Here is a 22,448-nt window from a genome sequence, read left to right on the forward strand (position 1 = left end):
GCGGGACGCCGTATTATCGCGGGTGGACGGTTGCTCAAAGTCCCGCTGCCTTGGCCAGGTAGGGAGCCAGCGCCAGCGCGTAGGTTGCCGTGAGATGATGGTTGTCGCGCAGCACGACGATGTTGCCGACCACCGCCGGGCAACTGTCCTTGCCGCAGAGCGCATCGTTCATGTCGACCAAGGTCACCCCCGCGACGGACTGGGCAGCGAGCGCGTAGATGTTTTCCCGTTCGACCTCGCTGCGCGGATTGACGCATTTGCCGGGATCGGTTCCCAGGCAACTGCGTGGATCGAACAGGCTGAAAGGTGTGTTGCGGATGGCGATGACGCGCACGCCCTCACTTTTGAGCTCGCTCCAGACGCTTCGCAATCCCGCAATCATCGCATCTTGCGCAACGCCAGTGTAGTTGCTCTGGCTGGTGATCACGACGTCGGGCTTCAATTTGGCGATTTCGGCGAGAACTTTCTCCCGCCACTGCGCGCATTGCTGATACGGCTTGCCGTCGTCAAGGATGGTGACCCGGGTTACCGGGCATGCCGCCTTGGTGAAGGTGACGAGCTTCCATTTTCTGTCTTTGGCGATTTTGTCGACGGCCGGCACCCATTGCGCCGCGTGGGAATCGCCCATCACGACGATGGTCCTTGTCCCCGCCGGGTCACCAAGCAGGCAACCGGTCGCGTCGGTTCCCTTCTGCTCCTGATGACACTTCATCCTGTAGATGACGGGCACGTCGCTGCCGATCTTGCTCAAGGGCGGCAACGACTTGACGCCCTGGGGGACGACAGCGTTCGCCAGCAAGGCCGCAGGTCCCGGATAATTCGGCGTCCCGATCAAGCTGGTGTCGATGGGCTGCCGATCGACGGCATAGACGAGTCCGCCTGCCACCGCCACGCACACTCCCACCGCCACGGTGCCGTCGATCAGCGGGCGCCATGCCACGGACGAGCGCGAACGGCGATAGGGCTGTTCGACGAAGCGATAGGAGAGTTCGGAAACCAGCAGCGTAGAGATGATCAGCAGAAGACCATCGGCAAGGCCGATCGCGCCGCGCTGCGCGGCGTAAAAAATGATCAGCGGCCAATGCCACAGATAGATCGAATAGGAGCGATCGCCGATATAGCGCAGCGCCGCGACATCCAGGCCGCGGAAGCCGCCCATGCGTACGCTGCCGGCCCCAATGATCAGAGCCGCGCCGAGCGTCGGCAATAGCGCCTTGAAGCCTGGAAAATCGGTCGACCTTGAAAACAGCATCGCCGATGCAAGCGCCGCCAACATGCCCGCGACAGCCATCGCTGTCCGCGCGCGCCTGTTCGGCTGGAACCGGTCCAAAGTCAGCGCCAGCAGCCCGCCGAGGGCCAGCTCCCAAACTCGCGTGTGGGTGACGAAATAGGCCCATGCCGGATCGGATCGGGTGAGAACGACGGAAGTGCCGAGCGAGCCCGCCATGACCACGCCGAGCACGACGATGAGCATTTGCACGGGCGAGTGCCCGCGACGCCTGGCCCACCACAGCGCCGCCATCATCAGCAACGGCCAGACGATGTAGAACTGCTCCTCGATCGACAGCGACCAGAAATGCTGCACGGGGCTCGGCGCGTCCTCGGCGCCGAGATAGTCCACGGCCTGCTCGGCAAGTCGCCAGTTCTGCACATAGAGCGCGCTTGCGATCACCTGTTTGGCGGTTTCTTCCCACCATGCGTCCGACACGAACAGCAGCGTTCCCGCGAGCGTGACCAGGAGCGCGACGATCGCCGCCGGCAGCAGCCGCCTGACCCGGCGCGTGTAAAAGCCGACCAGAGAGATGCCGTCTTCGCTGAGCGCCATGCGCGTGAGCAGGCCGGTGATGAGGAAGCCGGAGATGACAAAGAAGATGTCGACTCCGCCATAGCCGCCGGGAAGCGCTGCCGGCCAGATGTGGAAAATCACCACAAAGGCTACGGCAAGCCCGCGCAGCCCCTGTATCTCCGGCCGAAATCCCCCCGGCGCAATGTCGTCTCGCAAAGCCGGTCTAGCCCCTCACGGCGCCGGTCTCCCGGCTGGCCACCATAGTCAATTCTGCTGGATCGAAATGCCCTTGTCGTCGATTTTGAGCTCAACGCCTTTCGGCTTGGTCTGCTCGCGATAGACATAGATGCCGAGCGCGATGACAACCGCGACCAGCGCCCCGATGATGAGATAGAGCGTGTTCTGCCTCATTGCGTCCCCTTGTTTCGGTCAAGGCCCGCTTTGAAGCCTGCAGGCAGCCTACTGGTCGCCGTCATCTGATGCTGGGCGCCAGCTCGTCGGATCGACCTTCTTTTGCGTGTCGCTGTCGGTGTAGACCCACCAGCCGCCGTCGCGATACTGGCCGATGGATTCATTGACGACGCCGTCGCTGCCTTTCCACAGGATGGTGACCTTCGAGCCGTCCTTCGGCGCGCTTTCTATCGGTTTGCGCTCTGCCATCTCACTCCCTCCACGAACCGGTCCCAACGTCCCTTCGACGCGCCGGGTTCCGTCAGCTATGCGCGAAGATGTCTTCCTCCGCCCAGCCCATAAGGTCGAGCTTGGCGCGCGTCGGCAGGAAACGGAAGCAAGCATCCGCCTCCTTGGTGCGGTTTTCGCGCGCCAGGCGCGCGCCCAGCACCTCGTGCAGCCTGTGCAGGTAGAGCACGTCCGAGGCGGCATATTCGAGCTGTTCGGGCGAGAGCGTTTCGGCCGCCCAGTCGGAGGATTGCTGCGCCTTGGACAGGCCGATGCCGAGCAGTTCGTTGCAGAGATCCTTCAGCCCATGCCGATCGGTATAGGTGCGGGTGAGCCGCGAGGCGATCTTGGTGCAGAACACCGGCTCGGCCATCACGCCGAAGGTGTGGTAGAGCACGGCGATGTCGAACCGGCCGTAGTGAAACAGCTTGGTGATCGTGTTGTTTCTCAACAGGCTGGCGAGGTTCGGCGCCTCTTTCTGGCCTGGAGCGATCTGGATGACGTCGGCGCTCCCGTCGCCGGGCGAAATCTGCACCACGCAGAGCCGGTCGCGATGCGGGTTGAGTCCCAGCGTCTCGGTGTCGATGGCCACCGCGCCGACATTATAGCGCGACAGGTCAGGCAGATCGTTCTTGTGGAAACGGATGTCGGTCATTCTCTTCTCCGGATCGCGGCCGCAATACCGCGCATCGCCTGGGATGCGCCAGCAGGCGGCGCGTTGCGCTGGTCATTCGTCCTCGCCGCGATCCGGAGAAAAATCAACAGAAAGTTGAATTTCAACGCGTCAGCGCGTCGAGGATGCGCGCCCAGGACCGCTGACCCTTGTGGAACGAAGTCAGCTCGTATTTCTCGTTCGGCGAATGGATGCGGTCGTCGTCGAGGCCGAAGCCGACCAGCAGCGATTCCATGCCGAGATAGGTCTGGAAATCCCCGACCACGGGAATGGAGCCGCCGCCGCCGGTGGTGACCGCCTGCTTCTCCCATTCGTCGGACAGCGCATCCTTGGCTTTGGCCAGGAAAGGCGAGTCGTAGGAAAGCTGGATCGCCGGCGAACCGCCATGCGGGTGGAATTCGACCGAGCAATCGGCCGGGATGCGCTCGCGCACGAAGGCCTGGAAAGCAGCGCGGATCTTCTTCGGATCCTGCTTGTGTACGAGCCGGAACGACACTTTCGCCGAGGCCTCCGCCGCGATCACCGTCTTGAAACCCTTGCCGGTATATCCGCCGATAATGCCGTTGAATTCCGCGGTCGGTCGCGCCCAGGTGAGTTCAAGCACCGAGCGGCCCTTTTCGCCGGCCGGAATGGAGAGTCCGACCGGTCCGAGGAAGGTCTCGGCCGTCTCGCCAAGTCCCTCCCAGGATTTCAGCACCTGCGAGGGCGTCTCCTCGACGCCGTCATAGAAGCCCGCAATGGTGACGCGGCCGTCCTTGTCGTGAATATCGGCCAGCACCTTGGCCAGGATCCGGATCGGATTGGCGGCCGGACCGCCATAGAGGCCAGAATGCAGGTCGCGGTTGGCCGCCTTGACGGTGACCTCCTCGCCGACCATGCCGCGCAACGATACGCAGATCGACGGCGTCTCGCGGTTCCACATGCTGGTGTCACAGACCAGCGCGAAATCCGCCTTCAGCTCGGCCGCGTTGGCTTCCAGGAACGGCTTCAGCGACGGCGAGCCGGATTCCTCTTCGCCTTCGAACAGGATGGTGACGCGGCAGGGTAGAGTGCCATGCACCTGCTTCCACGCGCGGCAGGCCTCGACGAAGGTCATCAGCTGCCCCTTGTCGTCGGCCGAGCCGCGGCCGGTGATCACCTTGCGGCCGGGCTTGATCTCCTTAATCGAAGGCGCGAACGGATCGGTTTCCCACAATTCGATCGGATCGACCGGCTGGACGTCGTAGTGGCCGTAGAACAGCACATGCGGCGCGCCCGCCGGTCCCTCGTGATGCGCCACCACCATCGGATGTCCGGGCGTGTCGCGCACACGCGCGTCGAAACCGATCAGCTTGAGCTCGGCGACCAGCCATTCGGCGCCCTTGCGGCAGTCGGCGGCAAAGGCCGGATCGGTGGAGATCGACTTGATGCCGAGCAGGCCGAACAGCCGCTCCAGGCTTTGGTCGAGATTCTGGTCGAGACGCTCGAGGACGGGGGCGATTCTGGACATGCGGAAGCCTTTCAAGTTTCGGCCGACCCTAAAGGGCCACGCCGAAAACGAAAAGCCGTGATTGTTGGACCAACGCCGGCATCGCTATCGCCAAATAAAAGAAGACCGCCGTGGTGGAGGGGGAACCACGGCGGTCTCTACTCAAAACGTTGCGGCAGCCCGGAGAGGGGGGATAGGCTGCCGCAGTTTGCCCGGGATAGGCGGGGGACGGGCCTTACTCCGGACTTCGGCGAAAAACTGCCGATGACATCTATTTGGGTCTGTGAACATGGCGATTCAAGGGCACGAGAATTACACTTTTGTAACATGCCCGTGAGCGGCAAATTTCCAGCCGGACAGGATGTGTCAGGGGTGTTGCCCGAACCGGTGGGTTCCACAGCCTTAGCCATGGACCGCGAAGCCCGGCCGCGCTATCCCTGCCGGCATGAAAAAAGGCGATCACCTGTTCCTCGTCGACGGCTCCGGCTACATTTTCCGCGCCTACCACGCGCTGCCGCCGCTCAACCGCAAATCCGACGGCCTGCCGACCAGCGCCGTGCTCGGCTTCTGCAACATGGTATGGAAGCTGATGCAGGACGCCCGCAACACTGATGTCGGCGTGGTGCCGACGCATTTCGCCGTCATCTTTGATTATTCGTCGAAAACCTTCCGCAGCGATCTCTACCCCGAATATAAGGCCAACCGCTCTGCGCCGCCGGAAGACCTGATCCCGCAATTCGGCCTGATCCGCCAGGCGACCGCGGCCTTCAATGTCCCTTGCATAGAGACGGAGGGTTTTGAAGCCGACGATATCATCGCAACTTATTGCCGGCTGGCTTGCGAAGCCGGCGCCGACACCACCATCATCTCTTCCGACAAGGATCTGATGCAGCTGGTCGGTCCGACCGTCGGCATGTACGACCCGATGAAGGATCGCCAGATCGGCATTCCCGAGGTGATCGAGAAATGGGGCGTGCCGCCGGAAAAGATGATCGACCTGCAGGCGCTCACCGGCGACTCGGTCGACAATGTTCCGGGCGTGCCGGGCATCGGCCCGAAGACGGCGGCGCAATTGCTCGAACAGTTCGGCGACCTTGATGGGCTGCTCGCGCGTGCTTCGGAGATCAAGCAGGAAAAACGGCGTGAGACCATCATCGCCAACGCCGACAAGGCCCGCATCTCTCGCGAGCTGGTGACGTTGAAGAACGACGTGCCGCTGAAGGAAGGCCTGGACGACCTTGTCCTGCATGCGCCTGACGGCCCGAAGCTGATCGGGTTCCTGAAGACGATGGAATTCACCACGCTGACCCGCCGCGTCGCCGAAGCGACCGGAACGGACATTGGCGATGTCCAGGCCACCGCCGTCACCGTCGAGCGCGCCGATACCGCGCATGGCCCCGATGTCGGCGCCGGCGCGCCGCCGGTGCCAAGGCCGACCGCGCCGAACGACGCCGGAAAACCGGCTGCGCCGGTCAGGGGCGAGGATGCGCCGCCGCAAGGCGATACCCCATCGCTCCTCTCGGCGCTGCGGCTGGAACAGGCGTCGGCGCGCAAGATCGACATTTCGGCCTATGCGCCCATCCGCGATACGGCCGCGCTCGAGGCCTGGATAGCCGAAGCCCGCGACGCCGGCATCCTTGCCTTCGACGCCGAGACCACCTCGTCCGACCCGATGCAGGCCGATCTCATCGGCCTGTCCATGGCGCTCGCGACGGGCCGCGCCGTTTATGTGCCGCTCGCCCACAAGAGCGGCAATGGCGATCTGCTTGGCGGCGGCCTTGTGGAGAACCAGATCCCGGTCCGCAAGGCGCTGGCGCTGCTCAAGCCGCTGCTTGAGGACCGATCGGTCCTCAAGATCGTGCAGGACATGAAATACGATATCGTCGTGATGAGCCGGCACGGCATCGAGGTCACTCCGTTTGACGACACGATGCTGATCTCCTACGTGCTCGATGCAGGCACCTCCGGCGGTCACGACCTCGCTTCCCTGTCGGAGAAGTGGCTGGGCCACGCGCCGGCCACGAAAAAGGAGCTTGCCGGCTCGGGCAAGAGCGCCATCGGCTTCGACCAGGTCGATATCGATCGTGCGACCGCCTATGCCGGCGAGCAGGCCGACCTGGCGCTCCGGCTCTGGCAGGTGCTGAAGCCGAGGCTTGCCGCCAAGGGCCTCGTTTCCGTCTATGAGCGGCTGGAAAGGCCGCTGGTGCCCGTGCTCGCACGCATGGAGCAGCGCGGCGTCTCCGTAGACCGCCAGATCCTGTCGCGGCTGTCAGGCGAATTGGCCCAGGGTGCTGCCCGCGTCGAGGAAGAGATTTACGGGATCGTCGGCGAGCGCATCAACATCGGCTCGCCGAAGCAGCTCGGCGACATCTTGTTCGGCAAGATGGGGCTGCCCGGCGGCTCGAAGACCAAGACCGGCCAATGGTCGACCTCGGCGCAGCTTTTGGAAGATCTCGCCGCCGAAGGCCACGAGCTGCCGCGCAAGATCGTCGACTGGCGCCAGCTCACCAAGCTGAAATCGACCTACACCGACGCGCTGCCCGGCTTCATCAACCCCGGCACCAACCGCGTGCACACCTCATATGCGCTGGCAGCGACCACCACCGGGCGGCTGTCGTCCTCCGATCCCAATTTGCAGAACATCCCGGTGCGCACGGCCGAAGGGCGCAAGATCAGGAGCGCCTTCATCGCCGAAAAAGGCCACAAGCTGGTCTCGGCCGACTACAGCCAGATCGAATTGCGCGTGCTTGCCCATGTGGCCGAAATCCCCCAGCTCAAACAGGCCTTCGCCGACGGCGCCGACATCCACGCCATCACCGCGTCGGAAATGTTCAACGTGCCGGTCGAGGGCATGCCTTCGGAAGTGCGCCGGCGCGCCAAGGCGATCAATTTCGGCATCATCTACGGCATCTCGGCCTTCGGCCTCGCCAACCAGCTGTCGATCCCGCGCGAGGAGGCGGGCGCCTATATCAAGCGCTATTTTGAACGCTTCCCGGGCATCCGCGACTATATCGAGGAAACCAAGGCCTATGCGCGAGAGAACGGCTTCGTCGAGACCATCTTCGGCCGCCGCATCCATTATCCGGAGATACGATCCTCCAACCCGTCGATCCGCGCCTTCAACGAGCGCGCCTCGATCAACGCCAGGCTCCAGGGCACCGCCGCCGACATCATCCGCCGCGCCATGGTGCATATGGAAGCAGCGCTGGAGAAGGCGAAGCTCTCGGCTCGCATGCTGTTGCAGGTCCATGACGAACTGATCTTCGAAACGGTGGAAGCGGAGGTCGAGGCGACGATCCCCGTGGTGCGCAAGGTGATGGAGAACGCGCCGATGCCGGCAGTCTCGATGTCGGTGCCGCTGCATGTCGACGCTCGCGCCGCCAACAACTGGGACGAGGCGCATTAGGCACCACCACGCTGTAAGAGCGTCGAGATTCAGGTCAGGTCGAGTCGAAAATGGTGGGTCCCGAGAACCGGAGCGGAGCGTACTTAAAGTACGTGAGCACCGGAAGCGCAGGGAGCCGCCATTTGCAGGCCGACCTCACCTGAATATCGGCGTTCTTACGCCGCTTCGGCCCTGCACTTTGCACACACACCGCGAAACTCGATCACCGCCTTCTTGGCCGCGAATCCCGTCGAGCGCACCCATTCGTCCAGCCGGTGGTCGACGTCATGGTCGGACATCTCTGTGACCTGGCCGCAATTGTCGCAAATGGCGAAGGCCGTCATCGAATGGCTGTGGTCATGCGGCTCGGCGCAGGCGACGAAGGAGTTGAGGCTTTCGAGCCGATGCACGAAGCCGGACTTCACCAGCGTGTCGAGTGCCCGGTAGACCTGCAGCGGCGCCCGGAAACCGCGATCGCGAAGTTGGTCGAGCAGCGTATAGGCGCTGAGCGGCCCGCTGGACGCCTCGAGCTTCTCGAGCACGCAGAGCTGGTTCTTGGTCAGCGCATCTCTTGCCGTCATCTTGTTCGCCCAATCGACGTCCGCACGCGATCTCGCATGCGCACGACATCAATTTCCCTGAGATAGCGACGAACGAATGATTTTGCCACCGTTTCCGCAGCGCGTCCCTGCAAGCACGGGCCGGACGGAGATGGTTCGCCTAATCGCTACTTGCGCGGCGGTCCCTTGCGTTCGGCCGAAGCCGCCCAGAGGTTGATGTCGGACTCGCGCGCGTAAGTGTCGATCTCGGCGAGCTCGGCATCGGAGAACTCGAGCGCCTTGAGCGCGCCGACGCAATCCTCGACCTGTTCCGGCCGGCTGGCGCCGATCAGCGCCGTGATAACCCGGCCCTTGCGCAGCACCCAGGCCAGCGCCATCTGCGCCAGCGTCTGGCCGCGCCGTGCGGCAATGGCGTTAAGCGCCCTGATGTTGGCGATAGACTTGTCGTTGATGAAGGCCGGTCGCAAAGACTTGCCCTGGCTGGCGCGGCTGCCTTCGGGGATGCCGCCGAGATATTTGTCGGTCAGCATGCCTTGCGCCAGCGGCGAGAACACGATCGAGCCGATGCCCAGCCCCTCCAGCGTGTCGAGCAGCCCGTCTTCCTCGACCCAGCGGTTGAGCATGGAATAGCTCGGCTGATGGATCAAGCAGGGCGTGCCGAGCCGCCTTAATATGTCGGCTGCTTCCCGCGTACGCTGCGAATTGTAAGACGAGATGCCGGCATAGAGCGCCTTGCCCGAGCGCACCGCGTGGTCGAGCGCGCCCATGGTTTCCTCCAGCGGCGTCTCGGGATCGAAACGGTGCGAATAGAAGATATCGACATAGTCGAGCCCCATGCGCTTGAGGCTCTGGTCGAGGCTGGCCAGCACATATTTGCGGCTGCCCCATTCGCCGTACGGGCCGGCCCACATCTCGTAGCCGGCCTTGGTCGAGATGATCAGCTCGTCGCGATAGGCGGCGAAATCGGTGCGCAGTATCTCGCCGAACGCGGTTTCCGCCGAGCCGGGTGGCGGACCGTAATTGTTGGCAAGGTCGAAATGCGTGATGCCGAGGTCGAAAGCCTTGCGCACGATCGCCTGTTTGGTCCTGTGCGGCGTGTCGTTGCCGAAATTGTGCCACAGCCCGAGCGAGATCGCCGGCAGCTTCAGGCCGGAGCGCCCGCAGCGGTTATAGATCATCTTCTCGTAGCGGTTCTCGGCGGCGACATAGGGCATGGGAATCCTCGGGATCGAAAGGGCGCGGCGATCACCGCCAACCTGAATTGAATCGATGCTTGCCCTAACCTTTTACCCTCTCCCCGCCGAAACGGGGAGAGGGGGTTGCCACCTAGTTTTTCTTGGCCAGCAGCGCCTTCGCGTCCTTGACGCCGAGTGCGGCCGGCCGTTCGCAGGTCGTCTGCATGGCGACATATTTGCCGCTTTCGCCGGAGCGCAGGATGCCGGTCATGACGTCGACGGCGTGCAGCGCCAGCTCCATCGAGCAGCGATGCGGCCGCCCTTCGGCGATCGCGATTGCCATGTCGGCCAGGCCGGCGGTGCGATAGTTCGCCATCATGCCCTGGCCGTGCATCTCGTTCGGCACGCCGAACGGATGGTTCCATTTCGGCAGTTTCTTCACCGGCTTGGCGCTGTCCGTAAAGCGCACCTCGCCGCCGAAGAAATTAGGGTCCGGCACGAAGACGGTGCCCAATTCGCCATAGAGCTCCATCGGCGCGTGGCCGTGGCTCCAGACGTCCCAGGAGGTGTTGAGCGTGATCACCGCGCCATTGGCGAATTCAAGCAGTGCGTGGATGGTGGTCGGCGTGTTCACCGGGATCTTCTCGCCCGCCCGCGGCTTCGACGAGATCGTCCGCTCCTTGGCCGGCGTCGTCGCGAAGGCCGCCACCTGTTTTACCGGTCCGATCAGCTGGATCAGGTTGGTGACATAATACGGCCCGATGTCGAGCACCGGACCGGCGCCCGGCTGGAAGAAGAAATCCGGATTGGGGTGCCAGTGCTCCATGCCATGGCCCATCACATGGCAGGTGCCGCTGGTGATCGCGCCGAGCTTGCCGCTGTCGATGAGATTGCGGACCAGCTGGTGCGCGCCGCCGAGGAAAGTATCCGGCGCCGAGCCGATGCGCAGGCCCTTCTTCTCGGCCCGCTTCTTCAGGTCCAGCCCTTCCTCGATCGACAGCACGAACGGCTTTTCCGAATAGACATGCTTGCCGGCGTCGAGCACCGCCTTCGACACTTCATAGTGCACCGCCGGGATCGTCAGGTTGACGATGATGTCGATCTCTTCGTCCTTGAGCAGGTCGATGACCGTCTCGGCGCGAAGCTTGAATTCCTTCGCCCGCGCCTTCGCGGCCTCCATGTTGATGTCCGCGCAGGCGCGCATCTTGATGCCGCGGAACAACGGCGCCAGCGAGAAATACGCCTTCGAGATGTTGCCGCAGCCGATGACGCCTACGCCAAGTTTGTTTGCCATGATGATATGTCCTAGTAGTTCTTGACGGATTCGATCGAGCGACGGGCGAAGCGCTCGATGTCGTTGGGGTTATCCTGCTCCATGACGAAATACTTCGTCGCGCTTTTCGCGCGCAATGTCTTGAACAGGCCCGCCCAGTCGATCGTGCCGCGACCGACGTCAGACCAACCGTCCTCATCGAGCCCCTCGCCCGGCTTGGCGATATCCTTGACGTGGACGGCGCTGATGCGCTTGCCGTGTTTTTCGATCCAGGGCAGCGGATCGGCGCCGCCGCGGATCACCCAGGCCACGTCCATTTCCCAGCCGATATCGGGCGCGGCGGACAGGATGTGATCCTGCGGCAGCGAGCCGTCGGCAAGCGCCTTGAATTCGAAATCGTGGTTGTGCCAGGCAAAGCCGTAGCCGGCGTTTTTCGCCACCTCGCCGACCTTGGCGAGACGCTCGCCGAAACCGCGCCAGCCGGCGGCGTCGGACGGGCGCTGATCGGGCATCAGATAGGGGCAGATCAGCAGCGTGATGCCAAGCGCGTCGGCGATTTTGCGCACGCCGTCGAAATCGTTTTCCAGCGCATCGATCGAGAAATGCCCGGTCGGCATCGCAAGCCCGTTCTTGTCGAGCTCGGCGCGGAATGCCTTCGGGTCGTCATAGACGCCGCCGAAGCCCTCGACTTGGGCATAGCCGAGTTGCCCAAGCATTTTCACCACGCGGTTCCATGGCTGGAAATTGCGGGCGCTGTAGAGTTGGAATGACCAGTTCATCTGTCCTGTCCGTTCATTGGTCTTGGGAGGTTAAAGGCGGTTGCCGGTTTGAGCGTCGAAGAGCGAGGCGCGCATCGGATCGAAACCGACGCTGACCGCATCCCCGTTTTTCGGCGTGCGTTCGGAAGTGACGCGCACGGTGAAGTTCTGCTGGCCGAGCTTCAGCCAGACCAGCGTGTCGGAACCCATCGGCTCGACGACCTCGACATTGGCCGTCGCGGTGAAGGGCCAGCCCGTTCCGCTGTTGAAGGCGACATGCTCGGGCCGGATGCCGAAGACCGCAGGCCCCGGCGCCGGTTCCTTCTCGAAGGCATAGGTCGCAAGCGGGATGCGCACCTCCTCGACGGCAAACAGCCAGTCGCCGCCCGCCTTCTCCAGCCTTCCGTCTAAGAAATTCATCGCCGGCGAGCCGAGGAAGCCGGCCACAAAGCGGTTTACGGGGCGGTTGTAGATCGTCTGCGGTGCGTCGAGCTGCTGGATGACGCCGCCCTTCATCACCGCGATGCGGTCGGCCAGCGTCATGGCTTCGATCTGGTCGTGGGTGACGTAGATCATGGTGTTCTGAAGCCTTCGGTGCAGAAGCTTGATCTCGACGCGCAGCTCCGAACGCAGCTTGGCATCGAGATTGGAGAGCGGCTCGTCAAACAGGAAGACGTCGACGTCGCGCACCAGCGCGCGCCCGATCGCCACGCGCTGGCGCTGACCGCCCGACAGCGCCGAGGGCTTCCTCTGCAGCAGCGGCTCGATCTGCAGGATCTCGGCGGCGCGCGCGATGCGCTTGGCGATCTCGTCCTTCGGCACGCCGGCGACGCGCAGGCCGAAAGAGAGGTTCCTCTCCACCGTCATCTGCGGATAGAGCGCATAGGACTGGAACACCATGCCGATGCCGCGGTCCTTCGGCTCCTCCCAGGTGACGTTCTTGCCTTTAATGAAGATGCGGCCTTCCGAAATGTCCAGCAGTCCGGCGATGCAGTTGAGCAAGGTCGACTTGCCGCAGCCGGACGGGCCGAGCAACACGATGAATTCGCCGTTGGCGACATCCAAGTTGAGCGTCTGCAGCACCGAGACGGCGCCGAAATTGAGCGACAGGTCCTGGATCGAAACGCTGGGATTGGCGATTTCAGCTGCCATCATCATCCTTTCACCGCGCCGGCGGCGATGCCGCGCACGAAGAGCTTGCCGGAAATGAAATAGACGATGAGCGGAACGAGGCCGGTAAGAATCGTCGCGGCCATGTTGACGTTATATTCCTTCACGCCCTGGACAGAGTTGACGATGTTGTTGAGCTGCACCGTCATCGGATAGGTGTCGGGACGCGTGTAGACGACACCGAACAGGAAGTCGTTCCAGATCCCGGTCACCTGCAGTATGATGGCGACGACGAAGATCGGCAGCGACATCGGCAGCATGATGCGCAGATAAATGCCCCAGAAACCGGCGCCGTCGACGCGAGCGGCGCGGAACAACTCCTCCGGCATCGACGTGAAATAGTTGCGGAACAAGAGCGTCAGGATCGGCATGCCGAAGATCGAATGCACGATCACCAGCCCGGTCAGCGTGCCGTATATGCCGATCTCGCGCAGGATGATGACGATCGGATAGATCATCACCTGATAGGGGATGAAGGCGCCGACGATCAGGATGATGAAGAAGGTGTCGGCACCCTTGAAACGCCAGTTGGCCAGGGCATAGCCGTTCACCGAGGCGATCGCGATCGACAGGATCACCGATGGCACGGTGATGCGCACCGAATTCCAGAAGCCGCGCGAGAGCCCGTCGCAGTTGAGGCCGGTACAGGCGCTCGCCCAGGCTTTCACCCAGGGTTCGAAGGTGATTTCCACCGGCGGCGAGAAGATGTTGCCGAGGCGGATTTCCGGCATGCCTTTCAGCGACGTGACGATCATCACGTAGAGCGGCAAGAGGTAATAGATCGCCACGACGATCAGCGTGCCGTAGAGGAAGATGTTTCGGCGCGACAGCACATGCCGCGGCTTTGGTCCGCTCGGGCCAGTGGCATTGCGCTTGAGCGCGTGCGCACCGGTGGACAGGGAGGCGACGTCAGCCACGCTTCTTGCCTCCGAATTCGAGATAGGCCCAGGGCACGATGACGATCACCACCGACAACAGCATCATGGTCGAGGCGGCGAAACCCTGGCCGAGATTCTGGGCGAAGAACATGTAATCGTAGACATATTTCGCCGGCACTTCCGACGCGATGCCGGGGCCGCCGCTGGTCTGCGCCACGACCAGGTCATAGACCTTGACGATGCCGGCGGCGATGATGACCAGCGTGGTGATGAAGACCGGCCGCATCATCGGGATGACGATGAAGAGGTACGTCTTCCACATAGGTATCCCGTCCACCCTTGCCGCCTTCCAGATGTCTTCGTCGATGCCGCGCAGGCCAGCGAGCATCAGACACATGACCAGGCCCGTGCCCTGCCAGAGCGCCGCGATCGAAATGCCGTAGATGACGAGGCTGGAATTATAGAGCGGGTCGAAGCTGAAGCTTGTCCAGCCGAGATCGCGCACGACGCGCTGGACGCCGAAATCCGGGTTGAGCAGCCATTGCCAGACCAGCCCGGTGACGATGAAGGACAGCGCGAAGGGATAGAGGAAGATGGTGCGGAACGTGTCTTCGAAGCGGATCTTCTGGTCGAGAAGGGCTGCAAGCAGGAAGCCGATGGCCAGCGAGAACACCAGCGAGATCGCGCCATAGATCAAGAGGTTCTCGATCGAGACCAGCCAGCGCGACGTCGACCAGAGCCGGTGATACTGGTCGAGCCCGACGAAGTTGAGCCGAGGCAAAAGCTTCGAATTGGTGAAGGAATAGAGCACCGTCCAGGCCGTGCCGCCGACGAACACCACAAGCGCCGTCAGGATCATCGGGATCGATGCGACCTTGGCATTCAGGTTGCGGAAAAGCTTACTGGGGCGTTTGCTGCTGCTGCTCATCTCGGCCGGCTGGGCAATGAGGACATCGAGCTCCCGACCCCGATAGGCTGGGGTCGGAAGCCGGCGGGGGCGCCGGTTGTCAGTCCGCCGAGGCGATGATGTCGGCGAAGCGCTTCTGCGCCTCTTCGAGCGTCATGTCGGGCTTGGCGAAGAATTCGGAGAACAGGTCCTCCTTCTGCTTCTGACTGTCCTGCGAAAGCAGCTGGTCCGTCCAGGGCATGACCGCGCCCTTGGCGAGGATGGCGAGACCCTTCTTCATGCAGTCGTTCGCCGTGTTGAGGTCGACGTCGCCGCGCACCGGCAGCGAGCCCTTCTTGAGATTGAAGGCGACCTGGGTCTTAGGATCGAGCAGCGTCTCCGCCAGCACTATCTGCGCCTTGGACTTCGCTTCATCCTTGAGCAGGGGAAAGTAGAAGGCGTCGCCGCCGGTCGCGATAACTTCGTTGAGCCCAAGGCCAGGCAGGCAGGTATAGTCCTTGCCGGCGGTCTTGCCGGCGACCTGGAACTCGCCCTGCGCCCAGTCGCCCATAATCTGGCCGGCGGCCTTGCCGGTGATGACCAGGTTGGTGGCCTGATTCCAGTCCTGCACATTGGTGTTCTTGGCCATCTTGCGGGCGTCGTCGGCGGCCTTGAACACCTTGGCGATCTCGGGACCGGCGGCAAACTTGGCGTCCTTGTCCTTGTAGACCTTGAGGAAGGTGTCGGTGCCGCCGACAGCGGCCATCAGCACGTCGAAGGCGCCCGATGCCTGCCAGGGCTGGCCGCCCACGGCGAGCGGGATGATGCCGGCCTTTTCCAGCGCCGGCGCGTCCGCGACGAACTCATTCCAGTCCTTCGGCACCGGCAGGCCGGCCTTCTGGAAGGCCTCGCTGGACAGCCACAGCCATTGCCAGGAATGAATGTTGACCGGCACGCAATAGATCTTGCCGTCGATCGTGCAGCTGTCGAGCAGGCTCTTCGGCCGCACGATCTCCGTCCACTTGTCCTTGGTGGCAATGTCGGTGAGGTCGCGCATCAGCCCGGCCTGCACCAGCTCTTCCGCCTGGCGGCCGTGGTTGAATTGAGTGGCGCCCATCGGGTCGCCGCCGGTGATGCGGCTGATCATGATCGGGCGCGCCGTACCGCCGGAGCCGGCAATGGCGCCGTCGACCCAGTGATTGCCCGTCGCGTCGAATGCCTTGGCAAGCTCGGCCACCGCGGCCGCCTCGCCGCCGGAAGTCCACCAGTGGGTGACCTCCAGGTCGGTCGCGGCGGCCGGACCGGCGAAGTTGAGCGCAACCGTCGCGGCGAAGGCGGCAGTCAGGAATTTATTTCGCATTTCGGCTTCCTCCCAGAATCTGAAACGTTACAGATTTTCGATACGGCAAATGATCCGCCTCGGCAACCCCTCGCTTCAGAGCCCGGACCGATTTTTTCGAGCCGCGAACAAAATCTTTCTGCCGAGGCGACGAAACTACCGTGGAGGCGCTCGATTGGTGTCCAATTCGCGCGAAAGCCGATATTTCTTTGCGATTCCAGTGGCTTCCAATTGTCCTCCATACTCGGAGTGCAGAGGTTGCGGTCTCGCTTGCCAGTCACGAATCTTGGCAACCTGTAACGTTTCAGTATACTGAGCAAGTTACGGGCTAAAGGACGCGCAAAAGTCAACACCGCGCGATTGCCGGCCAGCCCCGCGGCTGCTATGCGCCTGACGGGCGGGACGAATGGATAGACGGGTAACGAAGAAGGACGACGACGCGTCGCGCACGGAGCGGCCGACGCTGAAAACGCTCGCCTTCATGACGGGGCTTGGTGTCACGACGGTCTCGCGCGCGCTGAAGGATGCGCCCGAGATCGGCGCCGAGACCAGGCGTCGCGTCCAGCTTGTCGCCAAGCAGATCGGCTATCGCCCGAACCGAGCCGGCGTCCGCTTGAGAACCGGCAAGACCAACGTCATCTCGCTCGTGCTGAACACCGAGCACGAGCTGATGAGCTTCGTCTCGGACATCATCTACGGCGTCACCGAGGTGATCGCAGACACGCCCTACCATCTGATCGTCACGCCCTATTCGCGCTCGCAGGATCCGCTGGACCCGGTGCGCTATCTGGTCGAGACGGGCTCGGCCGACGGCGTCATCATCTCACGCACCCAGCCCAACGATCCGCGGGCGCGCTACATGCTGGAGCGCGGCATTCCCTTCGCCACGCATGGCCGCACCGACATGGGGCTGGTGCATCCCTATCACGACTTCGACAACTACACCTTTGCCGGCGAAGCCGTGCGCTATCTCGCCGGCAGGGGTCGCAACCGGCTTGCGCTTGTGACGCCGCCGGTTGGCCTCACCTATTACGGCCATACGGTGAACGGCTTTGCCGATGCGCTGAGCGAGGTGGGCGCCAGCGAGGTGCCGTTCAACACCGTCTCCATCGACCAGTCGATCGAGCAGATCAGGATGCGCACAGCGCAATTGATGCGGCGCAAGGACCGGCCGGACGGCTTCGTCAGCAGCGCCGCCGCCGCGACGCTCGCCATCGTGGCCGGTATCGAGGACGCCGGGCTGGAGCTCGGTCGCGACGTCGACGTGGTGTCGAAACAATCGTCGGAGCTGCTGCATCTGTTCCGGCGGGAGCTGCTCGTCGTCAACGAGAACTTCCGGCTGGCCGGCTCCGAACTCGCCCGCGCGGTGCTCGGCTGGATCGGCGGCGCCGACCCCGGCTCGCTGCAATCGCTGAGTACGCCGAGCGAGGTCCTGCCCTATCGGGGTTAGTGTCCCGCCCCACTGCCCCAAGGTCCATGGAACGCCCCCTGCTCGCCGATACGCTCGAAGCCGTGCGCGCCAAAGAAATCGCGTTGCGCCTGGATCAGGTTCGAGGTGCCGCGGCCCTGGCGGTAGCTGTCGAAATAGGCAAGCGCCGAGGACAGCGCCGGCACCGGCGAGCCGGCCTCGGATGCGCGCGCCACGATGCGCCTGAGCGACGGATGCGCCTCCTTCATCATGGCGATGAAGGCCGGCGCCATCAGCAGGTTGGTGGAAGCGCCGCCCGAACCGAACGCCTCGGCCATCGTGTCCAGCATCTGCGAGCGGATGATGCAGCCGGCGCGCCAGATCTTGGCGATGGTCGGCATCGGCAGGTTCCAGTTGAATTCCTTGGAGGCGCCGCTCATCACCGCGAAGCCTTGGGCGTAAGCCGCGATCTTGCCGGCGAACAAGGCGAGCTCCAGATCCTTGAGCAGCGCGGCCTTGTCGCCGGAGATCTTTTCGACACCCATATCGCCATAGGCCTTTTCCGCCGCCTGCCGCTCGTCCTTGAGCGACGACAGCACGCGCGCCGCGACCGCGGCCTCGATCGCCGTCGCCGGAATGCCGAGCTGCTGCGCCTCGATGACCGACCATTTGCCGGTGCCCTTCTGCCCGGCGCGATCGAGGATGATGTCGACCACCGGCTTGCCGGTCTTGGGATCGTCGGCGGCGAGAACTTTTGCGGTGATCTCGATCAAGTAAGAGTTGAGCCGGCCTTTGTTCCACTCTTCGAAGACCTTGCCGATCTCCTTGGGCGCCATGCCGAGGCCGTCGCGCAATATGCCGTAGATCTCGGCGATCATCTGCATGTCGGCATATTCGATGCCGTTGTGGATGGTCTTGACGAAATGGCCGGCGCCGTCATGTCCGAGCCAGGCGGCGCAAGGCTCGCCCTTGAACTTGGCGGAGATCGCGGTCAGCACCTTTTCAACGCGCTTCCAGGACTCTTCCGTGCCGCCGACCATGATCGACGGACCATGGCGCGCGCCCTCTTCACCGCCCGACACGCCCATGCCGATGAAGGTCAGGCCCGAGCCGGACAGCTCCGAGAAGCGGCGCATCGTGTCGCGGAAATTGGCGTTGCCGGCATCGATGACGATGTCGTTGTCGGAAAGCACGCCGCGCAGCGCCGCGATCTGCTCGTCGACCGGCTTGCCGGCCAGCACCATGATGATGATCGGCCGCGGCGGGCGGATCGCCGCGGCGAGTTCCTCCAGGCCGTAGCAGGGAACGACCATGTCCTTCAGCGAACCGGCGCTCTCGACGAAGGCATCGGTGCGCGACGGTGTGCGGTTGAAGACGGCGATGCGGTGCCCATGCTCGGCGATGTTGAGCGCCAGGTTGGAACCCATCGTGCCAAGGCCGATCAGGCCGATTTCGGCTTTTTCCATCGTTTCTTCCCTGCGTTCGGATGCTTGTTGTGGGTTGCGTTCTGGAGAACGCCTTTCCCAGATGAATGACGGGCCTTGGCGGCTGCGTCAACCGTCTCGGAGGCCGTCCTCACCTGAATGTCACTCACCGCGGATATCGATCGGCGCCTCGATCTTCACCATCTCGAAGTCCGAAACGAGGATATCTAGCCGGGCGTTCCAGCGGCCGGTGAGCGGGATGACGAGATTGTCGATACGCCAGGTGCCGTCGCCGGGTTTTCTCGCCGGCCGTTTGATCGGCTCGATACCGGAATCCGGCTTCGACAGCACTAGCGTCACCGCCTTGGCGTCGAGAGGCCCGAAATCGCCGGTCATGATCATCATTGAAGCGGCGACCTCGCCGGCATGGCCGGGCGTGATGCTGAGATCGGCCATCGCCTTCAGCGTGTGGATGTGGATCGACACCGGCTGCGCGGCGGCGATCGCCAGCGCGCGTGGCGGCGGGGTGAAGCGCCAGCCGGCGGCGACGCCGAAAATGGCAAGCACGATCACGATCTCGATGCCGATCGAGCGCACCATCCGCCGCTGCACCTCGGTGTCGCCGGCTTCGGCGGGAGCCGTCAACGTCCAGCGGTTGATGGCGGCCAACGTGAACAGGAAGAGCAGCAGGGTGAGCTTGAGCAGCAGCAGCCGGCCATAAGCAGTATGGATCAACGCTGCCGGCTGCTGCACCTGGATGATCGCCAGCACGATGCCACTGGCGGCAAGCGCGATGACGACCGGCAGGATCGCGAGGGAGAAGCGCCGCAGAAAGGCTTTTGCTTCCGCCGGCTGCTGCCGCAACGCCAGCCCGAGCGGCGCCAGCGAACCGGCCCAGAAGGCGATTGCGGTGCCGTGCAGGAACACCAGTGGCCGCGTCAGCCATTGCGGTTGGGCGGCGCTGGCATGGCCGCTGACGGCAAGGGCGGCGCCGACACCGAGCAGTGCTGCGCTTGCCGAGAGCTTGCGAAGGCCTGATGGACCGGAAAGCGAAAGCAGCGCGAGACCGAGCGCGATCAGGCCGATCAGCACCGTCCAGACGAAGCTCGTTTCCAGCGCGGTCTTCCAGACCGTCGGCGCCGCAAACCGGACGAGCGGCGCGCCAAGACCGTCCAGCCCCTGCAACCCAAGCGACAACGGCGCGCCGGCGAGGCCGAAAAGCAGTGCCGCGGCGACGAAGCGCTGGCCGCAGCGCCGGTCTTCGGCCAGCCAGGCGAGCGCGAATGCGCCGCCGACGCCAAGAAAGAGGCCGGCATAGAGAAACAGCCTGGCCGCCCAGATCACCGCGCGCAGCGTCCAGTCCACGGCTTCGCCCGCCACCGGCGCGGCACTTGGCGCGCCGATGGAAAAAAGCGCCGAACCGCCGACCGGATGGCCGTCGACCGACACCACCCGCCAGCTCAGCACATGCGTGCCGGATTTGAGCGTTTCGGGATTGTCGATCTCGACCGTCTGGTCCTTGAGACGGAAGGATGCCAGCGCAAGCTGCGAGCCGTCCGGCCGCACAAGCGTCAGCACCAGCGGCGAGACAGGCTCGCTGAAGGTCAGCGAGAATTTGCCGGGACCTTGCGTCAGCACGGCGCCGTCGGCCGGGTCGGTCGCGACAAGCGCCGCATGCGCCAATGCGCGGCCGGGTATTACCAACACCACCATCGCCACGAGCATTGCCACCAGCCAGGAAAGCGAGCCGGCAAGCATGCGGTTCATCGAGGAAGGCAGTGCTGCGTTCATGCCGTCTTACAGGAAATGTTGGCGCGCCCCGAGGGAGCGCGCCAACAGAGATCATTTCTTCGGCAGCAATTTGATGCCGGGCGCCGGCGTTTCCAAGGAGTCCTCATCCTGGCCCGCCGCCGGGATCTCAATCCAGCGCTCGGCGGCATCGCCGCATTCCTGCACCACCGGGAAATAGAGCATTTGGCCGGCCGGCAGATCGGCCGCCAGCGAAGCGCGGAAGACGAACTCGTCATAGAATTCGTCGGGCAGATTGCCGCCGCTCCAGTCCACTTCCTTGACGCCGGCGGTCAGAGTCTCGCCATAGAGCTGGTAGGATTTCTCGTATTTGCCCTTCTTGACCTGCGGCGTCCAGCCGGGCTTGGGCATCGGCTTCACCGCGATGATGCCTTCGGGGATCTGCACGCGCACCGCGGTCGTCGCCTTGCCCTCGCAGCCATGTGGCACGCGCAAGACCGCCTTGTAGGTCGAGCCGACGGCCGCTTCCTGCGTTTCGAGCGTAATGTGGGCGAGCGCGGCATTGGTCCCGAGCGCGCAAAGCACGCCCGCCGCCAAAAGATACTTCTTCATGAATTGTCCCTCTGATTTCGAATTGGCGGATTATTCGGCGTGATCCATGTCGCCCATGTCGCCACTGCCCGTCTCGCCCATGCCTTCGACGGCGAACTCGACCTTGACGCTGCCGGCCTTCTCGAAGGTCAGCATCGCCGGGAATTTCTCGCCCTGCTTCGGCTGCCGCTTGAGGCCGGTAAACATCAGGTGGTAGGCGCCTGGCTTCAGCGCGACCTTGCCGCCGGCCGGGATCTCCAGGCCGCCCTCGACCGGCCGCATGATCATGACGCCGTCCTTGACGCCCATCTCATGCAGTTCGGCTTTTTCTGAGATGTCGGAGGAAATCGACAGCAGCCGGTCCGGCACGCTGCCTTTGTTGACCACGGTGAAATAACCGCCGGCCACCTTGGCGCCGGGCGGCGTCGCCCGCGACCAGGGATGCTCGATCTCGAGATCGCCGACCTTGAACTCATGCGCGAGGGCGGCGGGAATGCAGGCGAAGAGCAAAAGCAGGCTGAGCACGGCAAGGCCAACGCGCAGCTGGAGGTGGAAGGGCGGCGCGCCGCGAAGGGTGAAGGCTTGCGCCTTGGGAAGAAGATTGGACATGATTGCTCCATGAGTACGGGATCGTGCCGGAATGCGGCCGCGAACAGTCTGATCTTTGGATGAATAGGCCCGCGGAAGGTTCCGCGGATCAAACCATTGCCGGCGGCGCGCGCGGATTGGCCGGAGAGCGGTCGCGGGCGAAATCCTGGTGCCGGAAGGCCGGAAGCTGGAAGGCGACGGGCTCGAAAAGCCGGGTTCCGGCCAGCGTGCCTGCTTCAGGCGGCGGCAGATGCGCCGGCGAAACCATGCTGCAGCCGAGCGAGCAGCAGGCCGGCATATGCTGCTGGTGGGGATCGCCGCCGGGGAGTTTTACGGCACCTTCATGCGTGCAGATGACGTTGCCGAAAGCGTCGAGCTGCGAAGGCGCGCCGAAGGCGAAAGCGCCGAGAGAGGACTGAAGCAATAGAAGCAGCGCCGCGACGAACGCGGCCGGCATGCTCCATCGTCTCAGCCGGATATCCAACGCAAAGCCACTCTCGGAAACGCGTCGACGGTAGCACGGGGAATGCGGGCGGGAAATCGGCAAAACCGCGCTGCGGCAACGCGGCGCGACGCGCTTGTTTTTATGCATGTCGTTATCCCAGAACCGCTGCACGCTTCTGGACGACATCCGCTGGGATCTGTCGAGTTCAGGTCAG

Annotated in this window: 20 protein-coding genes; 2 read left to right on the forward strand and 18 right to left on the reverse strand. The window is 63.6% G+C overall.

Translation table 11 applies throughout. The features are described from left to right. Positions 1 to 34 precede the first annotated feature (34 nt). The 5 genes from O7A05_RS21490 to O7A05_RS21510 all read right to left on the reverse strand — a co-directional run bounded on the left by O7A05_RS21490 (position 35) and on the right by O7A05_RS21510 (position 4,626). Positions 35 to 2,002: an acyltransferase family protein gene (locus O7A05_RS21490; RefSeq protein ID WP_337094962.1), complete on the reverse strand. Its 1,968-nt coding sequence runs from the start codon at positions 2,000 to 2,002 to the stop codon at positions 35 to 37. Between the two features lie 48 nt (positions 2,003 to 2,050). Further along, a complete protein-coding gene (locus O7A05_RS21495; protein WP_140836137.1) occupies positions 2,051 to 2,197 on the reverse strand; it encodes a hypothetical protein in 147 nt (48 codons plus the stop codon). Between the two features lie 48 nt (positions 2,198 to 2,245). Then, positions 2,246 to 2,446, reverse strand: coding sequence for a hypothetical protein (locus tag O7A05_RS21500; protein WP_337094963.1), 201 nt, complete (start codon positions 2,444 to 2,446; stop codon positions 2,246 to 2,248). A gap of 52 nt (positions 2,447 to 2,498) precedes the next feature. Beyond that, positions 2,499 to 3,119, reverse strand: coding sequence for a ribonuclease D (locus O7A05_RS21505; RefSeq protein ID WP_140644596.1), 621 nt, complete (start codon positions 3,117 to 3,119; stop codon positions 2,499 to 2,501). A 121-nt stretch (positions 3,120 to 3,240) separates the two neighbouring features. Then, positions 3,241 to 4,626, reverse strand: coding sequence for a M20/M25/M40 family metallo-hydrolase (locus tag O7A05_RS21510; protein ID WP_337094964.1), 1,386 nt, complete (start codon positions 4,624 to 4,626; stop codon positions 3,241 to 3,243). Positions 4,627 to 5,050: 424 nt separating this feature from the next. On the opposite strand from O7A05_RS21510, the gene polA reads away from it, so the two are divergent. Next, entirely contained in the window at positions 5,051 to 8,011 is a 2,961-nt protein-coding gene (gene polA, locus O7A05_RS21515) for a DNA polymerase I (RefSeq protein WP_337094965.1), read from the forward strand. Between the two features lie 155 nt (positions 8,012 to 8,166). Here polA and O7A05_RS21520 read toward each other — a convergent pair whose 3' ends face one another. The 8 genes from O7A05_RS21520 to O7A05_RS21555 form a co-directional block, all read right to left on the reverse strand. After that, positions 8,167 to 8,571 (reverse strand): Fur family transcriptional regulator, encoded by a 405-nt coding sequence (locus O7A05_RS21520; RefSeq protein ID WP_127874887.1) that lies wholly within the window; start codon positions 8,569 to 8,571, stop codon positions 8,167 to 8,169. Between the two features lie 146 nt (positions 8,572 to 8,717). Then, positions 8,718 to 9,764: an L-glyceraldehyde 3-phosphate reductase gene (gene mgrA / locus O7A05_RS21525; RefSeq protein WP_337094966.1), complete on the reverse strand. Its 1,047-nt coding sequence runs from the start codon at positions 9,762 to 9,764 to the stop codon at positions 8,718 to 8,720. Positions 9,765 to 9,876: 112 nt separating this feature from the next. Beyond that, entirely contained in the window at positions 9,877 to 11,019 is a 1,143-nt protein-coding gene (locus tag O7A05_RS21530; protein WP_337094967.1) for a Gfo/Idh/MocA family protein, read from the reverse strand. An 11-nt stretch (positions 11,020 to 11,030) separates the two neighbouring features. Next, the gene (locus tag O7A05_RS21535; RefSeq protein WP_337094968.1) at positions 11,031 to 11,777 is read right to left on the reverse strand and encodes a sugar phosphate isomerase/epimerase family protein; all 747 of its coding nucleotides are present in this window, start codon (positions 11,775 to 11,777) and stop codon (positions 11,031 to 11,033) included. Positions 11,778 to 11,807: 30 nt separating this feature from the next. Then, positions 11,808 to 12,908, reverse strand: a complete 1,101-nt coding sequence (locus tag O7A05_RS21540) for an ABC transporter ATP-binding protein (protein WP_337094969.1) — start codon at positions 12,906 to 12,908, stop codon at positions 11,808 to 11,810. Positions 12,909 to 12,910: 2 nt separating this feature from the next. Then, positions 12,911 to 13,843 carry a carbohydrate ABC transporter permease gene (locus O7A05_RS21545; RefSeq protein ID WP_337094970.1) on the reverse strand — a complete coding sequence of 311 codons (933 nt, stop codon included), beginning with the start codon at positions 13,841 to 13,843 and terminating at the stop codon, positions 12,911 to 12,913. Then, positions 13,836 to 14,732 carry a carbohydrate ABC transporter permease gene (locus O7A05_RS21550; RefSeq protein WP_337094971.1) on the reverse strand — a complete coding sequence of 299 codons (897 nt, stop codon included), beginning with the start codon at positions 14,730 to 14,732 and terminating at the stop codon, positions 13,836 to 13,838. The genes O7A05_RS21545 and O7A05_RS21550 overlap by 8 nt, the downstream gene beginning before the upstream one ends. 79 nt (positions 14,733 to 14,811) lie before the next feature. Next, on the reverse strand, positions 14,812 to 16,050 hold the full coding sequence (locus tag O7A05_RS21555) for an ABC transporter substrate-binding protein (RefSeq protein ID WP_337094972.1): 1,239 nt from the start codon (positions 16,048 to 16,050) through the stop codon (positions 14,812 to 14,814). Between the two features lie 385 nt (positions 16,051 to 16,435). On the opposite strand from O7A05_RS21555, the gene O7A05_RS21560 reads away from it, so the two are divergent. Then, complete coding sequence (locus O7A05_RS21560; RefSeq protein ID WP_337094973.1) at positions 16,436 to 17,479, forward strand: LacI family transcriptional regulator; 1,044 nt, start codon at positions 16,436 to 16,438, stop codon at positions 17,477 to 17,479. On the opposite strand, the gene gndA is transcribed toward O7A05_RS21560, so the two are convergent. The 5 genes from gndA to O7A05_RS21585 form a co-directional block, all read right to left on the reverse strand. Further along, the gene (gndA, locus tag O7A05_RS21565) at positions 17,476 to 18,966 is read right to left on the reverse strand and encodes an NADP-dependent phosphogluconate dehydrogenase (protein ID WP_337095048.1); all 1,491 of its coding nucleotides are present in this window, start codon (positions 18,964 to 18,966) and stop codon (positions 17,476 to 17,478) included. The genes O7A05_RS21560 and gndA overlap by 4 nt on opposite strands. A 57-nt stretch (positions 18,967 to 19,023) precedes the next feature. Further along, positions 19,024 to 20,586, reverse strand: a complete 1,563-nt coding sequence (locus tag O7A05_RS21570) for a copper resistance CopC/CopD family protein (RefSeq protein WP_415927039.1) — start codon at positions 20,584 to 20,586, stop codon at positions 19,024 to 19,026. A gap of 117 nt (positions 20,587 to 20,703) precedes the next feature. Next, complete coding sequence (locus O7A05_RS21575; protein WP_337094975.1) at positions 20,704 to 21,222, reverse strand: YcnI family copper-binding membrane protein; 519 nt, start codon at positions 21,220 to 21,222, stop codon at positions 20,704 to 20,706. A 30-nt stretch (positions 21,223 to 21,252) separates the two neighbouring features. After that, the gene (locus tag O7A05_RS21580) at positions 21,253 to 21,810 is read right to left on the reverse strand and encodes a copper chaperone PCu(A)C (RefSeq protein ID WP_337094976.1); all 558 of its coding nucleotides are present in this window, start codon (positions 21,808 to 21,810) and stop codon (positions 21,253 to 21,255) included. A gap of 88 nt (positions 21,811 to 21,898) precedes the next feature. Then, positions 21,899 to 22,246, reverse strand: a complete 348-nt coding sequence (locus O7A05_RS21585) for a hypothetical protein (protein ID WP_337094977.1) — start codon at positions 22,244 to 22,246, stop codon at positions 21,899 to 21,901. Positions 22,247 to 22,448 lie beyond the last annotated feature (202 nt).

This window comes from Mesorhizobium argentiipisi (SeqCode), assembly GCF_037179585.1.
GTDB classification, from domain to species: domain Bacteria; phylum Pseudomonadota; class Alphaproteobacteria; order Rhizobiales; family Rhizobiaceae; genus Mesorhizobium; species Mesorhizobium argentiipisi.

Bases quoted from the DNA above. Each gene is read 5' to 3' on its own strand.
- O7A05_RS21520 (WP_127874887.1), bottom strand. From the start codon at position 8,571: ATGACGGCAAGAGATGCGCTGACCAAGAACCAGCTCTGCGTGCTCGAG.
- O7A05_RS21510 (WP_337094964.1), bottom strand. From the start codon at position 4,626: ATGTCCAGAATCGCCCCCGTCCTCGAGCGTCTCGACCAGAATCTCGAC.
- O7A05_RS21540 (WP_337094969.1), bottom strand. From the start codon at position 12,908: ATGGCAGCTGAAATCGCCAATCCCAGCGTTTCGATCCAGGACCTGTCG.
- O7A05_RS21585 (WP_337094977.1), bottom strand. From the start codon at position 22,246: ATGCCGGCCGCGTTCGTCGCGGCGCTGCTTCTATTGCTTCAGTCCTCT.
- O7A05_RS21530 (WP_337094967.1), bottom strand. From the start codon at position 11,019: ATGGCAAACAAACTTGGCGTAGGCGTCATCGGCTGCGGCAACATCTCG.
- O7A05_RS21495 (WP_140836137.1), bottom strand. From the start codon at position 2,197: ATGAGGCAGAACACGCTCTATCTCATCATCGGGGCGCTGGTCGCGGTT.
- O7A05_RS21575 (WP_337094975.1), bottom strand. From the start codon at position 21,222: ATGAAGAAGTATCTTTTGGCGGCGGGCGTGCTTTGCGCGCTCGGGACC.
- O7A05_RS21500 (WP_337094963.1), bottom strand. From the start codon at position 2,446: ATGGCAGAGCGCAAACCGATAGAAAGCGCGCCGAAGGACGGCTCGAAG.
- O7A05_RS21560 (WP_337094973.1), top strand. From the start codon at position 16,436: ATGGATAGACGGGTAACGAAGAAGGACGACGACGCGTCGCGCACGGAG.
- O7A05_RS21555 (WP_337094972.1), bottom strand. From the start codon at position 16,050: ATGCGAAATAAATTCCTGACTGCCGCCTTCGCCGCGACGGTTGCGCTC.
- O7A05_RS21570 (WP_415927039.1), bottom strand. From the start codon at position 20,586: ATGCTCGTGGCGATGGTGGTGTTGGTAATACCCGGCCGCGCATTGGCG.
- O7A05_RS21505 (WP_140644596.1), bottom strand. From the start codon at position 3,119: ATGACCGACATCCGTTTCCACAAGAACGATCTGCCTGACCTGTCGCGC.
- O7A05_RS21580 (WP_337094976.1), bottom strand. From the start codon at position 21,810: ATGTCCAATCTTCTTCCCAAGGCGCAAGCCTTCACCCTTCGCGGCGCG.
- O7A05_RS21550 (WP_337094971.1), bottom strand. From the start codon at position 14,732: ATGAGCAGCAGCAGCAAACGCCCCAGTAAGCTTTTCCGCAACCTGAAT.
- O7A05_RS21535 (WP_337094968.1), bottom strand. From the start codon at position 11,777: ATGAACTGGTCATTCCAACTCTACAGCGCCCGCAATTTCCAGCCATGG.
- polA (WP_337094965.1), top strand. From the start codon at position 5,051: ATGAAAAAAGGCGATCACCTGTTCCTCGTCGACGGCTCCGGCTACATT.
- mgrA (WP_337094966.1), bottom strand. From the start codon at position 9,764: ATGCCCTATGTCGCCGCCGAGAACCGCTACGAGAAGATGATCTATAAC.